This window comes from Algibacter sp. Ld11 (assembly GCF_045066735.1).
Lineage (GTDB): Bacteria > Bacteroidota > Bacteroidia > Flavobacteriales > Flavobacteriaceae > Algibacter.
The window spans coordinates 15926-31914 of the sequence record NZ_JBISHH010000022.1 but is presented as its reverse complement, the minus strand read 5'-3'; the positions used below and the strand labels follow the sequence as shown (position 1 = coordinate 31914).

Annotated in this window: 12 protein-coding genes and 1 riboswitch; of the genes, 9 read left to right on the top strand and 3 right to left on the bottom strand. The window is 34.1% G+C overall.

The features are described 5' to 3' along the window. Nucleotides 1-30: 30 nt before the first annotated feature. The 3 genes from ACJJV4_RS08265 to ACJJV4_RS08255 form a co-directional block, all read right to left on the bottom strand. A complete protein-coding gene (locus tag ACJJV4_RS08265) occupies nucleotides 31-2880 on the bottom strand; it encodes a PorP/SprF family type IX secretion system membrane protein (protein ID WP_405293305.1) in 2850 nt (949 codons plus the stop codon). Beyond that, complete coding sequence (locus tag ACJJV4_RS08260; RefSeq protein ID WP_405293303.1) at nucleotides 2880-4322, bottom strand: gliding motility-associated C-terminal domain-containing protein; 1443 nt, start codon at nucleotides 4320-4322, stop codon at nucleotides 2880-2882. The genes ACJJV4_RS08265 and ACJJV4_RS08260 overlap by 1 nt, the downstream gene beginning before the upstream one ends. A 153-nt stretch (nucleotides 4323-4475) precedes the next feature. After that, nucleotides 4476-5789: a hypothetical protein gene (locus ACJJV4_RS08255; RefSeq protein ID WP_405293301.1), complete on the bottom strand. Its 1314-nt coding sequence runs from the start codon at nucleotides 5787-5789 to the stop codon at nucleotides 4476-4478. 402 nt (nucleotides 5790-6191) lie between these two features. Between ACJJV4_RS08255 and ACJJV4_RS08250 the strand changes: the two genes are divergently transcribed. The 9 genes from ACJJV4_RS08250 (at nucleotide 6192) to ACJJV4_RS08210 (ending at nucleotide 15708) form a co-directional block, all read left to right on the top strand. Then, entirely contained in the window at nucleotides 6192-8360 is a 2169-nt protein-coding gene (locus ACJJV4_RS08250) for an endonuclease MutS2 (RefSeq protein WP_405293299.1), read from the top strand. A 497-nt stretch (nucleotides 8361-8857) separates the two neighbouring features. Beyond that, a riboswitch (TPP riboswitch) is annotated at nucleotides 8858-8960 on the top strand. An 86-nt stretch (nucleotides 8961-9046) separates the two neighbouring features. Beyond that, nucleotides 9047-9250: a sulfur carrier protein ThiS gene (thiS, locus tag ACJJV4_RS08245; RefSeq protein WP_405293297.1), complete on the top strand. Its 204-nt coding sequence runs from the start codon at nucleotides 9047-9049 to the stop codon at nucleotides 9248-9250. A 77-nt stretch (nucleotides 9251-9327) separates the two neighbouring features. Continuing rightward, entirely contained in the window at nucleotides 9328-11187 is a 1860-nt protein-coding gene (gene thiC / locus ACJJV4_RS08240) for a phosphomethylpyrimidine synthase ThiC (protein WP_405293295.1), read from the top strand. Nucleotides 11188-11302: 115 nt separating this feature from the next. Next, nucleotides 11303-11902 (top strand): thiamine phosphate synthase, encoded by a 600-nt coding sequence (locus ACJJV4_RS08235; RefSeq protein ID WP_405293293.1) that lies wholly within the window; start codon nucleotides 11303-11305, stop codon nucleotides 11900-11902. Next, entirely contained in the window at nucleotides 11899-12642 is a 744-nt protein-coding gene (locus ACJJV4_RS08230; protein WP_405293291.1) for a hydroxymethylpyrimidine/phosphomethylpyrimidine kinase, read from the top strand. The genes ACJJV4_RS08235 and ACJJV4_RS08230 overlap by 4 nt, the downstream gene beginning before the upstream one ends. Before the next feature lie 10 nt (nucleotides 12643-12652). Further along, nucleotides 12653-13306 carry a thiamine phosphate synthase gene (gene thiE / locus ACJJV4_RS08225; RefSeq protein WP_405293289.1) on the top strand — a complete coding sequence of 218 codons (654 nt, stop codon included), beginning with the start codon at nucleotides 12653-12655 and terminating at the stop codon, nucleotides 13304-13306. A gap of 28 nt (nucleotides 13307-13334) precedes the next feature. After that, nucleotides 13335-14108, top strand: coding sequence for a thiazole synthase (locus ACJJV4_RS08220; protein ID WP_405293287.1), 774 nt, complete (start codon nucleotides 13335-13337; stop codon nucleotides 14106-14108). Nucleotides 14109-14114: 6 nt separating this feature from the next. After that, nucleotides 14115-15227: a 2-iminoacetate synthase ThiH gene (thiH, locus tag ACJJV4_RS08215; protein WP_405293285.1), complete on the top strand. Its 1113-nt coding sequence runs from the start codon at nucleotides 14115-14117 to the stop codon at nucleotides 15225-15227. A gap of 61 nt (nucleotides 15228-15288) precedes the next feature. Further along, nucleotides 15289-15708 carry a thiol-disulfide oxidoreductase DCC family protein gene (locus ACJJV4_RS08210; protein WP_405293283.1) on the top strand — a complete coding sequence of 140 codons (420 nt, stop codon included), beginning with the start codon at nucleotides 15289-15291 and terminating at the stop codon, nucleotides 15706-15708. Nucleotides 15709-15989: the final 281 nt, after the last annotated feature.

Below are 15989 nucleotides of genomic sequence, written 5' to 3'. Positions count from 1 at the left end.
ACTAATGAAACTATATATTATACTTCTTCATTAATTTTCTATTTTAACCATAGACATTTTACTGTTGTATGGTGCGTTATCTTTATTATTTAATACTCTGGATGCATATTCTATATTATCAAATTTTTGATAATAAATAAAATACTTACTACTGTTAACATCATAAAAGAAATCGATATTAGTTTGTCCTGCTGCTATCGCTTTTTCTAAGAAAGCATCTCTTTGAGCTTCATTGGCATGCACTGCAATCACCATGTAATATCCGCTTTCGGCATTTTTTACATTTTTAACAATTTGAATGTTGCTTTGAATGTCTCCAAAATCAAAATCAGCTTCCGTTAAAGGTTCTACGCTTGGGCTTGTAAATTGTTTTAGGCTTTTTAAAGTTGCCCTGTCTTTTATGTATCGATCTTGTTCGTTATCATAATTCGCCTTTTTAATTCTCCTTTTTCTTTCAATATCTGTCGCTATTTTAATAGTCTCCAACGTTGAAACTAAACTTTCTTTTGCACGTTTTGCTTCTTGCTGCTCTTTATATAAAAGTTCAATAGCGTCTAAGTAAATAACATTAACGGGGTCATTTTTACTTTTTACCTTTTTACGTCTTTCATTGTATAAATTTTCAATTTCCTTAATTTTTTCACCTCTTGTATTAATAACGGCTTCTACCTCTATTTTCAAAGATTCTAAAGCGGCATTTTCCGCAGTTACACTTTTAAATGGCTTTGGCGCGCTAACAATACCTTGATCTCTCAAATCGTTTTCTTTCTTTAATTCATTTAGATCTTTTTGTTTACTAGCCATTTTCTCATTTAATCGACGTAGTAAATCTTCTTGAATAATTTTAGATTGATCGGTTAATTTTGTTAAATCAATCATAGACTTGGTTGCTGCATCCATGGGTGCATTACCTATAGCTTCCGCAATTTCTCTCGCTCTCGATGGGCTTTCTGTTTGATTTCTATTTAATTCTGCTACTTTAGCTTCTGCTTCTTCTTTTGCTTTTGCTACTTCTACCGCTTTAGCTTCTGCTTCAGCCTCTTGTTTTGCTTTTACTACTTCTACTGCTTTAGCTTGTGCTTCAGCCTCTTGTTTTGCTTTTGCTACTTCTGCTGCTTTAGCTTGTGCTTCAGCCTCTTGTTTTGCTTTTGCTAGTTCTGCGTCTTTAGCTTGTGCTTCGGCCTCTTGTTTTGCTTTTGCTAGTTCTGCTACTTTAACTTGTGCTTCGGCCTCTTGTTTCGCTTTTGCTACTTCTACCGCTTTAGCTTGTGCTTCAGCCTCTTGTTTTGCTTTTGCTACTTCTACTGCTTTAGCTTGTGCTTCAGCCTCTTGTTTTGCTCTTGCTACTTCTGCTGCTTTAGCTTGTGCTTCAGCCTCTTGTTTTGCTTTTGCTATTTCTGCTGCCTTAGCCTGTGTTTCAGCCTCTTGTTTTGCTTTTGCTACTTCTGCTGCTTTAGCTTGTGCTTCAGCCTCTTGTTTTGCTTTTGCTACTTCTACTGCTTTAGCTTGTGCTTCAGCCTCTTGTTTTGCTTTTGCTACTTCTACTGCTTTAGCTTGTGCTTCAGCCTCTTGTTTTGCTTTTGCTACTTCTGCTGTTTTGGCTTGTGCTTCAGCTTCTTGTTTTGCTTTTGCTACTTCTGCTGCTTTGGCTTGTGCTTCAGCTTCTTGTTTTGCTTTTGCTATTTCTATCGCTTTGGCTTGTCGTTCTGTTTCATTTGTACCAGTAACATCCGCTATTGGAGCATTGACTTCCGTCAATTGTTTAGTTTCTTCTTTAGCTTTAGCGTCCGCTTCAAACTGAGCTTGTCTTTCTGCTTTCGCTTTAGCACTAGCAACTCTATTCGCTCTAAATCTTTCATTATCGCTTTCCGAAGTTTTTGTATTTGATTTTCTTCTAGAAATAGATTTTCTTCTTTTATTGGATGAAGAAAAAAGAGAACTTTCATCTTCGTCATCACTATAGTTATATCGATACTTCTTTTTAAATTTATAAGCTAGTGTTATTTCATGCGAATTTCCAAACTCCGATAATTCACCCATAGATTGTTCATAATTGTACTCAACAGCTATTTGGTTACTAATATTTAAACCTATTCCAGCCGAAACGCCATATAACGTATTATATCCAGCTTGCCCCCAAATACCTTTTGGTACAGCAAGCATCATAACACCCGAAATTACAGTTTGGTCTTTTTTAAATTCTGATCTTAATAAACTTGAAAATTTACTGTTATCAAAAAAACCACGGCTTTGCATAAAACCTGTGTACATAATATGACCTTGAATACTTTGCTCGGGATTTTCTTCGATGAGCTCGGAAGTGTTTATGTTGTATGAAACCAAATTATTGATAGCCACACCAAAATCGAAAAACATAGTACCATAATTTAAACCTGGATTTATAGTAACAACAGAACTTTTTTCGATATTATTTAAGGCTGAATCCGGAAAATTAGAAACAATTTTACCTTGGTCTATTCCACTTTGATAAAATGCTATATTTGTTCCAAAAGTTAAATTACTATCTCTATTAAAAACGGCATTGTAAGCAAAATTTAAAATGCCACCAAAGTTAGTAAACACGCCGTTACTTTGCTGAAACAGACCTACACCAGCTCCGATATTTTCGTTAAAACGCCCAGAATAGCTTACTAAATAATTTTCGGGTGCATTTTCGAACTGAGCCCATTGTCTTTTATTTGTAATACTAATATATTTGTTTTGTTCTCTAACAAAACTAAACGTTGGATTTACTACGTATTTATTAAATTTTAATGAATTTCTAACGGGTAGTGTAAACGCAACAACACCATTCTCTTGGGAATGGAGTTGTGTAATTAAACATAAAAAAACGATGATATGTAGGATGCTCTTTTTCACTATTTTATAACCGTTATTGATCCCTTTCGCTTTTCGCTAGTAGATGTTGTAATGATGTAATAATACACAGGATTTACACTTGTAAAGTTTAATTGATCTTGTGGCCAATTGTTTTGATAATCATCAGTTTTAAAAACAACCTTGCCTTGTGCGTTAAATATTACTACTTCTGTATTTGTGCCGCTCACATAATCTGTTGGAATAATCCAAGTATCATTTTCTCCATCATTGTTTGGGCTAATAATATTTGGAATTAATGCTACGTCTGGAAATAAATCGATAGCCTTATCAACTTCAAACAAAAAGGTTTTAGTTGAAACACAGCCAGATGTTTGGATCACCTCAACCTTATAATTTCCAGATTGGGTAGCTTCATAATTATCATTACCAGCCCCAACTATAAGCGCTTCATTTAGATACCATTTAAATTCCGGATCTAAGGCTGTTGTGGTTACCGTAACAAGTAAAGTTTCTTCTGGTTCAATACTATTGAACTCCGGCACATCAATACTTGCCGTAAAGTTTGTATTTATAATATCTATGGAAGCACTTGTTGAGCAATTTCCTAAATCTACATTTACAGAATATGTACCTTCTACGTTAGTAGTATACATTTGGCTCGTTGCTCCCATAATTTCCGTTCCATCTAAATACCACTGGTAAGCATTACCGTTAATGGCACTTAAAGTCGTTGGGCCATCCGTAGCGCAATATGGAATATCTATACTTGAATTTATTTCGAATGTAGCGTTGTTAGACATAATTTCGCCAACAGTAACGCGATTTGAAAATGAATTTGAAGTACAAGTACCGTAATTAGTTTCCACAAAATAAATACCTGCCGTATCTACAGCTAAAGTACTTCCAGAAGCAACAAATACGGATGTTGTTGGACTAGTTTCTCTATACCAATTGTAAGTAAGCGATGGGTATTTTAAAGGTGAATCGTTTGAGGAATCTCCAGGATTATCAATAGTTAACAAATAACTTCCGCCTGAACAATACGATCCTGTTTCAATTAAATTATTGATTGAAAATGGAGAATCTTGAATTTTATAATATGCAGCAAACGTATTAGAAGCTGTGCTTGAAGCAACTGGAGAGGTACTTTTAATTTTAATTTTATAACCTTCACCCGAAGTTGTAGTAGGCAAAGAAAACTCTAGTGTTGCGGGCGATGTGATTACACTTCCGGCATCTGAAATATAAATATTAGATGCATTTGTAAAATCGCCATTCTCATCAGAAAGTTCTATAATAAACTGGTTTGAAGCATCTATACCATTTTCAGGAGAAAACGTAAATGTAGCATGGTAGCTATTAAATGAAGGGCTTGCACAAGCTTGAGAAAAACCTAAGTTTGGTTTACTTATAACAATTTGAGCACGTACTATAGTGGTAACACTCAAAACAAAAAACACAAAAACACTTAAATTTTTCATTTTATATTACTTGTTATTATTCTTTACTACAAGAATCTTAAAAAATTAACAATTTCACATCATATTCAATCTCTCTTAATTTACTATAGCTTTAAACCTAAAATAAAAACCGACTATTTTATTAGTTCAATTTTTTATTTAGTTTGCTATATATTAGTCAGTACCAACATCATGCGATGCTATAATTTTATTAATTTGTAATCGGTAATCAGGTCTGCGTTCGTTTCTTATATCAATAAAAGTTTCGGCATTATGACTTTTAGAATAAACATTGTAAAAAGCTGAATTTCCGTACCAGTTTTCTAAATCTTCATTATTAGAATTATGCTCAACAAAAATATTTCCGTTACAATTATTGAAATACATATTGCTAAATTTAATTTTATCTAAATTTTCTTGATTAATATTAATCTTATCTTGTAAAATTACTGCTGGATTAAAACCAGAAATAACACCCTTCTCCATATTTAACGAAGCACTTTGTCCAACATATACGGCTTCACTGACTAAACCTTTTTGAATATCATTTTCTAAATTCTCACTATCATTAAGCATAGTAATATTTTGAGCGCTTACAAATGTTCCTGGTTTAGAAAAATCTACCTCAGAAATATCATCAAAACCTAATACTTGAAAACACCTAGACCCTTCACTACTAGAAATATATGGAGACCTGATGGCTAATGAATTAGACAGTTTACATTGTGCACCATAATTAAATTTAAAATCGTTACTACTCGTTCTGTATGATACTATTTTATCTAAAGCAACATTACCTCCCCATACTTCAACAGCATCACCAGCAGAATAACTTAGCATAATATTATCAAAAACCGTTTGACTACCTACACCTGCTAATAGAAGCCCATTTAAATATCCAGCTCCTTTAATACGTTTACCGGCATACTCAATACGCACAAATCTTAAAACACCAGAACAACTTTCAGTATCATCACCTCCAAAGTTTGTAAAAGCATAATCACTTTGATTTAGGTCTGAATAAAAAGTAGCTACAGAACCGTTACCAAATTTATTACTTGGCGCATCACCAAGAATGGTAATACCACCCCAGTCTCCAGCACGTTTTACACTTCTATTTGATGTAAAAACTATAGGGTCTGTTTCTAAGCCATCGGCCATGATTACAGCACCTTTAGTAATGGTAAGAGATGCTTTAGAATCGTAGTCACCAATAATTACCGTTCCTGGCTCAATAGTAAGAACTGCTTTATTGGTAACAAAAACACTCCCAACCAATAAATACGTATCTCTTTTATTTAGCGTTGTATTTTCGCTAATGTTTCCTGTTAATATTTTGTTTGGCTCTCTATAATCTGTTTGGTTTGGTTTAAACTCCGTCCAATTATCTAACCAATTATTAACACCTATAATACCTTTTTCTTGCTGCGCAAAGGCGCTTCCCATTAAAAACAAAAATAAAAGTAGTTCTAAAGTAAATTTTTTCATAATAATTAAATTTTAAGCGTGAAACAGCAAACAATGCTTCTAAACTTTCATCAAAAATACAACAATTAAACCATGAAAAGATACATTTTATCGATGAAATGCATTTTTTTACACTTTATTGACCCTGTTTTATCGACGAAATGCATCTTTAAACGCTAAAAGCCCTGATAATCAATAAATACGAAAAATTCAAAATACGCTCATATCATGTGTATTTTCATCTACTTTTTCTAAAAAAGAAATATCTACTAGCTAATTTACGAAATTCAACAAGAATTTTACTACAAATATTACAGTTTAACCTATTAATTTTATACCCATATATAGTAGGAGCACAATTCTCAATTAGAATATGTAAATTAGCACTCATATTATTAGCTAAAACACCCCATTATACTTCGAATGATACACATTCACGAAAAAACATTACAAGATTTAGAGTTTCAAACGGTTTTACAGCAAGTAAGCGAACTTTGTGTAACGCCATTAGGTAACCAAAAAGCACTAGAAATTACACCTTACAGAACGAAGGAAGATCTTCAAAATGCCTTACTACTAACAAACGAATACTTATCATCTTTCCATAATGATAATCGCATACCCAATCATGGTTTCGATACTATTATGAAAGAATTGAAATTATTACGCATAGAAAACACCTATTTAGAAGTACACGGATTAAAGAAAATTGTTTCCATGTCTATTTCTGTAAACGCGATAGTTGTTTTTTTAAAAAAGTTTCAGGAATACTATATACATTTAAACACTTTTGCATCGCATATTGAAGTTACTAAAGTATTAATTGATAAAGTCGACGCTATTGTAGACCGTTTTGGAGATATAAAAGATAATGCATCTAGCACATTACTTGGTCTGCGCCAATCTATTAACCAAATAAAAGGAAAAATAAATGCAAGCTTTAGCTCTGCACTAAATACCTATCATGGTTTAGAATATTTAGACGATATTCGAGAATCTGTAGTCGATAATAAACGTGTACTAGCAGTAAAAGCCATGTATCGCCGAAAAGTAAAAGGTGCTATTATGGGCGGCAGCAAAACAGGAAGTATAGTATATATTGAACCAGAAACCACACTGCAATACTCAAGAGAACTCAATAACTTAGAATACGAAGAACACGAAGAAGTAATTCGTATATTAAAAGAAGTTACCGATTTTATACGTCCGTTTTTACCACTTTTAGAAGATTATCAATCCTTTCTAATTGATATTGATGTCATTTCGGCCAAAGCGAAATACGCGAATTCAATGAATGCCATACTTCCAGAATTTACCGAAGACCGCAGTATGAATTTACGAGACGCATACCACCCTCTACTCTATTTAAACAACTTGGCGAAGAACGAAAAAACGTTTCCCCAAAGTATATCTTTAGAAAAAGAAAGCAGAATTATCGTTATTTCAGGCCCAAACGCCGGGGGTAAAAGTATTACTCTAAAAACGGTAGGCTTACTACAAGTAATGCTTCAAAGTGGTATGCTTATTCCTGTACACGAGAGAAGTACAGTAACATTATTTGATAGAATTTTAAGTGACATTGGAGATAACCAATCTATAGAAAACCATTTAAGCACCTACAGTTATCGCTTAAAACAAATGAATTATTTCCTGAAGAAGTGCAACAAAAACACGCTTTTTTTAATAGATGAATTTGGAACCGGAAGTGATCCAGAGCTTGGTGGCGCTCTAGCAGAAACCTTTTTAGAAGAATTTTATCATCGTGAAGCTTTTGGAATAATCACTACACACTATTCCAATTTAAAAATTTTAGCAAACGAAATGCCGCACATGTTAAACGCAAACATGTTGTTTGATGAGCGCACACTCGAACCACTTTATAAACTTGTAATCGGACAAGCAGGAAGTAGTTTTACTTTTGAAGTCGCACAGAAAAACGGTATTCCATATAGTTTAATAAATCGTGCAAAAAAGAAAATTGAGCGCAGTAAAGTCCGTTTCGATGCTACTATCGCGAAACTCCAAAAAGAACGTTCTAAACTCGAAAAAACAGGACAATCTCTAAAAGAGAATGAAAAGAAAAAGGGTGAAGAAGCCGATAAACTAGAAGAAATAAACACCAAAATACAGAAAAAGCTAGAAAGTTATCAAGAACTTTACGATAGCAACCAGCGCCTTATATACTTAGGACAAAAAGTAAACGATATTGCTGAAAAATTCTTTAACAACAAGCAGAAAAAAGAATTGATGGGCGAATTGTTTAAAGTAGTTCAAATAGAAAATTCTAAACGCAAACGCGTAACTGTTAAAGAGAAAAAGAAAGTAAAGGCGAAAGAAATTCAAGTAAAAAAAGAAGTTGAAAAGAAGGTTGAAGTGATTCGCGAGAAGAAAAAAGAAGCGAAACAAAAAGCTGTTGAAGTTCCAAAACCAAAAGCTATTATCCGTTTAGGAGATCGTGTACGTATGGAAGATGGCCGAGCTGTTGGAACTGTAGATAAAATCGAAAAAAATAAAGCCGTTGTTAATTATGGCATTTTTACAACTAATGTGAGTATTGATCAATTGGAATTAGTAGAACATATTAAGAAGTGATAATCTGTATAAAAAAGATGAACACTTATATTTTAAAGGATAAATTTTTATCACCATTATTAATAACGCTATTTTATACTTTTTTTTACATTGGCAAAAGTAAAGATTTGGTATTCTTTAGTATCTTTTTTTTAATCATTCTTACTGTAGTTTTCATTGTGCATTACTTCAAAACGGATCTTTATATTCAAAATTTTTCAATAATAAACAACACCGTAGAAATCAAATATCAAAGGAATTTCTCTAACAATAATATAAAATCGTTCTTATCAAATTCTAAAATAATTAAATCCATCTCCTTTAATTCCAAATCATTTTTAGACGTATCGCATACTATTTCCATTAAATATATAGATAAAAATGGATTACACTTAAAAAAGGTTTTTAAAACAAATAATGATAATACATTTACTCGTATTATATCTAACTTACAAAATGAAATAAAACAATCTCAATCTTTGTAGTATAATCTGTCATTGTTTTACATATATTTGTAGAGTAGACTTTAGGAGTAATTAATTATTTTAATAATTAGTTTGAGAAATATCCTTAGAACCTGATTTGGTTAATACCAACGGAGGGAAAAGTTAACAGTGTCCGCACTGCCTTTTTTCAAATTCCAATAACTTTTATTGTTTACAAAAATGGTTGACTAAACTTAATTAGTCCACACAAACTATTTTTATATGATAAGCATAAAAGTAAACAGCACACCACATCAATTTCATAAAGAGGATGCTCTCGAGCATATTCTAAAAAAGTTAGAAATCCCCACTAACGGCATTGCGCTTGCCGTAAACCAAAACATTATTTCTAAAACCGATTGGCATACTACAACGCTCAATGATGGCGACCAAGTACTAATTATAAAAGCCACTCAAGGCGGTTAGAACCAACCTCTACAGATATATTTACACGGAATTAAAACATAATTTATTAACAGTTGCAAGCTATCAAATAAATAATCATGAAGAAAAAAGACACGGCACCAAAACAAAACGGAATTACAAGACATCCATTCCCTAATTCAAAGAAAATTTACGTAAAAGGAAAAATTCATCCGCAAATTAAAGTAGCCATGCGTGAGATTTCTTTAAGCGACACTACAGATTCGATGACTAAAAATAAAACACCAAACGAACCTGTAACCGTTTACGATACCTCTGGCCCATACACCGATCCAAATAAAACTATCGATGTTCACAGTGGTATAGAACGTATTCGTGAAAATTGGATTCTAGAACGTGGTGATGTAGAGCAACTCGATGGTTTTTCTTCAAAATATTGTAATGAACGTTTAAACGATAAAAGCTTAGATCACATGAGATTTTCGCTTCTAAAAAAACCGTTACGTGCCAAAAATGGACAAAACGTAACGCAACTTCATTATGCTAAAAAAGGCATTATCACTCCAGAAATGGAATACATCGCCATTCGTGAAAACCAGCGAATCGATGAAATGACCGAGATAAGAAAACAACATAAAGGCGAGCATTTTGGAGCGTCAATTCCAGATAAAATCACTCCAGAATTTGTACGTTCTGAAGTTGCAAGAGGTCGTGCAGTAATCCCTTCTAACATTAATCATCCAGAAGCCGAACCTATGATTTTAGGTAGAAACTTCTTAGTAAAAATTAATGCCAATATTGGTAACTCTGCCACAACCTCATCTATTGAAGAAGAAGTAGAAAAAGCTGTTTGGGCTTGCCGTTGGGGAGCCGATAATATTATGGATTTATCCACAGGGCAGAACATTCATGAAACCCGCGAATGGATAGTGCGTAACTCACCAGTTCCCGTTGGTACCGTGCCAATTTATCAAGCCTTAGAAAAAGTAAATGGCGTTGCCGAAGATCTAACTTGGGAAATTTTCCGTGATACTTTAATAGAACAAGCCGAACAAGGTGTCGATTATTTCACTATACATGCTGGCGTTTTATTGCGTTACGTACCTATGACGGCAAAACGTGTTACCGGTATTGTATCTCGTGGTGGTTCCATTATGGCAAAATGGTGTTTAGCACACCATAAAGAAAGTTTCCTTTACACGCATTTCGAAGATATTTGCGAAATTTTAAAACAATACGATGTTGCCTTTTCACTTGGTGATGGTCTGCGTCCAGGCTCGGTTGCCGATGCTAACGACGAGGCGCAGTTTGCAGAATTAGAAACTCTGGGTGAGTTAACGCAAATAGCTCGCAAGCACGAAGTGCAATGTTTTATAGAAGGTCCTGGTCACGTGCCCATGCACATGATTAAAGAAAATATGGAGAAACAAATTGAAGTCTGCGACGAGGCGCCTTTCTATACTTTAGGCCCTTTAACAACAGATATTGCTCCTGGTTACGACCACATTACCTCAGGTATTGGTGCCGCTATGATTGGATGGTTCGGTTGCGCGATGCTCTGCTACGTTACACCAAAAGAACACTTAGGCCTACCAAACAAAGAAGATGTTCGCGTTGGTGTAGTAACCTATAAGTTAGCGGCGCATGCAGCCGATTTAGCAAAAGGTCATCCGGGCTCACAACACCGAGACAATGCTTTGAGCATGGCACGTTTCGAGTTTAGATGGGAAGATCAATTTAATCTAGGCCTAGATCCAGAGCGTGCTCGAGAATATCACGACGAAACGCTCCCTGCCGAAGGTGCTAAAATTGCACACTTTTGTTCGATGTGTGGTCCAAAATTTTGTTCCATGAAAATTTCACAAGAAGTTCGTGATTTTGCCGCCGAAAACGACATTGTAAATAACGAAGTTATTGCCAAAGGGTTCGAAGAAAAATCGAAAGAATTCATAGAAAAAGGATCCGAAGTGTATCTTTAACAAATAATTTGGGAGTTCCCGTGCTTTTTCGCAAAAGCACGGTCGGGCTTTCCGTTACAATCTTTTGTAAAAAAGCAAAAGGATTTTCACTGCAATCCCTAACTCGAAACAACTAATGATCGTTTTAATAGCACCAGAACAAGACATTCCAAACGAAATAAATATACTAAACCAGTTATTTAAAAATGGCTTAGAATATTATCATTTTAGAAAACCCGATAAAAACTACAAAGAACATATTACCTATTTAAACCAAATAGATACGCAATATCACAACCGTATTGTAGTCCATTATCATCATGAGTTAATTAACGAATTCAATTTAAAAGGCATTCATTTTCAAGAACAAAAGCGAATAGATCATATCGATAATCCTGGGCAATATTTTAAGAGTCTAAACATGTATGGAAAAACCATTAGTTCTTCTTTTCACGATCCAAAAACATTACAAGATTGTAATTTCGAATTCGATTATCACCTTTTAAGCCCCGTATTTACTTCTATTTCAAAAGTAGGATACGAAGGCAAAGGTTTCGACGTTAATCATATCGATAAATTTATTGTTGGTATGGGAGGCATTAATCCAGATACTGTAGCCCAAACTTTTAAACTTGGCTTTAAAGGTATAGGTGTTTTAGGCGGTGTTTGGAACTCAAAAACTCCAGTAGAAAGCTTCATAGAATTAACAACAACCTATAATACTATTATTCGATGAAAAACAGACCATATTTACTAACTATCGCGGGTTTCGACCCCTCTAGTGGTGCTGGATTAACTTCGGATATTAAAACCTTTGAGGCTTTAAAATGTTATGGATTATCGGTTTGCACGGCAAATACCATACAAAACGATATAGAGTTTACAGCCTGTCATTGGACAGCCATAGATGTAATGCTAAATCAAATCAATTTATTATTTAACCGTTTCGAAATTGATTATGTAAAAATTGGAATTGTAAAAAACTGGGAAACATTGTCCGTTTTAATAGATAGACTAATAGCACTAAACCCCGAAATTAAAATAGTTTTAGACCCTATTTTAAAATCGAGTTCCGAGTTTTGTTTTCATTCAAATAATTCGGAAAAACTAGATGTTTTACTGTCAAAAATCTATCTAATAACGCCAAATTATAACGAAATTCAATCTCTCTATCCTGAAAAAAACGTATCAGATACCATTGATCACATGGCATCTAAAACAAATGTATTTTTAAAAGGTGGCCACCGTGCGGATCACGTTGGACAAGATGTATTGTATTCTTCCAACAAAAAACAGGTTGTTTTAAACCCTAGAAGTAGTAAATGTTCAGAAAAACATGGCAGCGGTTGTGTTTTATCCTCTGCAATAACAAGCTATTTAACATTAGGGTTTTCTTTAGAAAAAGCATGTAAAAAAGCAAAACGATACACCGAAAATTTTTTAAGTTCTAACGAGTCATTGTTAGGATTTCATTAAAAAAAATAATATGATAACGAACTTACATTACATATCACAAGGCAAAACGCCACAAGAACATCTAAACAATATACATAGTGCTTGTGCTGCTGGAGCTGAATTGGTGCAATTGCGATTAAAATCAATGGATACCAAAACAGTCCTAGAAACCGCAAAAAAAGCTAGAGAAATAACCTCTCATTTTCAAACGCGCTTAATCATAAACGATTATTATAAAGTAGCAGCCGAGGTTAAAGCCGATGGTGTTCATTTAGGAAAATCGGACACATCGCCTACCATTGCTCGAAAAGCATTAGCCTCCTGGCAAATTATTGGAGGAACGGCAAATACGTTGGAAGACTGCAAAAAACTAATTGATAACAAAGTAGACTATATAGGTTTAGGCCCTTTTCGTTTTACGGAAACAAAAGGAAATTTAAGTCCTGTTTTAGGTGAAAAAGGATATGCCACGATTATTTCGGAGCTAAAAACTAAAACTCCAATTATAGCTATTGGTGGCATAACATTAAACGATGTTTTGGATATTATGATAACAGGTGTTTATGGTCTTGCAGTTTCGGGAGATATCTCTCGCGATTTTAATAAAATAGGCAAGTTTAAAGAACTTATAAACGGAAGTAAACCTCAAGAACAACGTTGGGAACCAGAAACACCAAAAAACTAAAAAACACTTTTTTAATAGCTACTTTACTATGATTGATACATTAAAAATAGCCGATAAAACATTTAACTCCAGACTGTTTACCGGCACCGGAAAATTTAGTGACTCCAAATTAATGAAGTCTGCTTTATTAGCTTCAGAGAGTGAATTGATAACCGTAGCGCTAAAACGCGTTGATGTTCACGATAAAGAAGATGATATTTTAGCACATCTCCACCACCCTAGAATTAACTTATTGCCTAATACATCTGGTGTTCGTGATGCAAAAGAAGCCGTGTTTGCTGCACAATTATCTCGAGAAGCTTTAGAAACCAATTGGATTAAATTAGAAATTCATCCTGATCCAAAATATTTATTACCAGACCCAATTGAAACCCTAAAAGCAGCCGAAGAATTAGTGAAATTAGGTTTTGTTGTGATGCCATATATACACGCAGACCCTGTACTATGTAAACGTCTCGAAGAAGTTGGTACGCAATGCGTAATGCCTTTAGGCGCGCCAATTGGCAGTAATAAAGGTTTAAAAACTCAAGATTTTCTAGAAATTATTATAGACCAAAGTAATGTACCCGTAATTGTAGATGCTGGTATTGGTGCACCATCACATGCCGCTTACGCCATGGAATTAGGAGCCGATGCTGTTTTGGTAAATACCGCTATTGCCGTTTCACAAAACCCAACAGCAATGGCTATCGCATTTAAACTAGCTGTTGAAGCAGGACGCATGGCTTATAATGCAAAACTTGCTCCTATCATCCACAAAAAGGCAGAAGCGAGTAGTCCGCTAACCAGTTTTTTAAACTAAAAATCTATGAGCAGTTTCAAAAACATATTTGATACTTACAATTGGGAGGATACCTTACAAAGCATATTTTCTAAAACAGAAAGCGATGTGCTGCGTGCTTTAGGTCATTCTAAACGAGATTTAGAAGATTTTAAAGCGTTGATTTCTCCTGCTGCAAAGCCATATTTAGAAGAAATGGCACAACTAAGCAAACAGCTAACTAAAAAACGCTTTGGCAATACCATGCAAATGTATGCGCCTATGTATTTAAGTAACGAGTGTCAAAATATTTGTACCTACTGCGGATTTAGTATGACGAATAAAATTCCGCGTAGAACTTTAACAGATAAAGAAATACTAAAGGAAGTTACTTATTTAAAATCTAAAGGATACGACCATATACTTTTGGTAACTGGAGAAGCTAACAAAACTGTTGGTGTAGATTATATTGAAAATGCTTTAAAATTAATACGTTCTCATTTTTCGAATATCACTATTGAAGTACAGCCCTTATACCAAAATGAATACGAGAAATTAATAGATAATGGTCTTTTTGCTGTACTAGTTTATCAAGAAACTTACCACCGAGAAGAATATAAAAAACATCATCCTAAAGGTAAAAAATCGAATTTTGATTTTAGATTAGACACTCCTGATCGATTAGGCAAAGCAGGCATTCATAAAATTGGTTTAGGTGCTTTATTTGGTTTGGAAGATTGGCGAGCTGATAGTTTTTTTACAGCCTTACATTTAAAATATTTACAAAAAAACTATTGGAAAACTAAGTATTCCATCTCGTTTCCAAGACTTAGGCCACATTCGGGAGGTTTAGACCCTAAAGTCGAAATGACCGATCCGGATTTGGTGCAGTTAATTTGCGCTTTTAGATTACTAGATGAAGATGTAGAATTGTCTATGTCTACCCGAGAAAGTGAAGTATTTAGGAATAATATTGTTAATCTTGGAATTACATCTATAAGCGCTGAATCTAAAACAAACCCAGGTGGTTATGCTGTGGCTCCAGAATCTTTAGAACAATTTGAAATTTCGGACGAGCGTTCTACCGAAGATGTCACCGTAATGCTTAAAAACCAAGGCTTGGAAGTAGTTTGGAAAGATTGGAGTAACAATTGGCAATAAAAAAGTTGCTTACCATTTTTAATCCCTTTGAAAGCGATTTATAAAATAGTATTTTTGCAACATGTATTTTGGAGTCCCTAAACATAAAAAACTTATTCTATTTGATGGTGTTTGCAACCTTTGCAATAGCAGCGTACAATACGTGATAAAACGTGATAGAAAGGAACAGTTTTTATTTACAGCGTTACAAAGTGAGGTCGGAAAACAAATACTTAAAGCATATAACATTGACACGACTAAAATAGATTCCATTTTACTTTACACCCCAGAACAAGGGATTGATTATAAATCTACGGCAGCCTTAAAAGTTGGTGCTTCTCTTAGTTTTCCTGAAAAATTAATGGCAGTATTTTTTATAGTTCCTGCTTTTGTTCGAAATTGGGTTTACGATTTTATTGCTAAAAATAGATATAAATGGTATGGCAAAAAAGAATCGTGTATGATACCTACTCCTGAATTAAGACGTCGGTTTTTAGATTAGATATTTGTAAAAAAACTAAACAAGAACTTAGGCATTTTTAACAGACAAACCTGGATGCTAAAATATAGCCGATCACTTTGCAGATTGTTGCGGGAGCGATAGTAGTGGCATCCTTTTTGTGAAGCTTAAAAAGACTTTAACTTCAATCTTGAAGAGTTTTTAATGAATTGAAAAAGTAATCGGGCTTGTACTCATCTGCTTTGCAAAAAGATACAGCGGATAGCGCGGTTTTTATTTTTCTTAAAAACCCGCCCATAAAAATATTGAAATTATGTATCTTC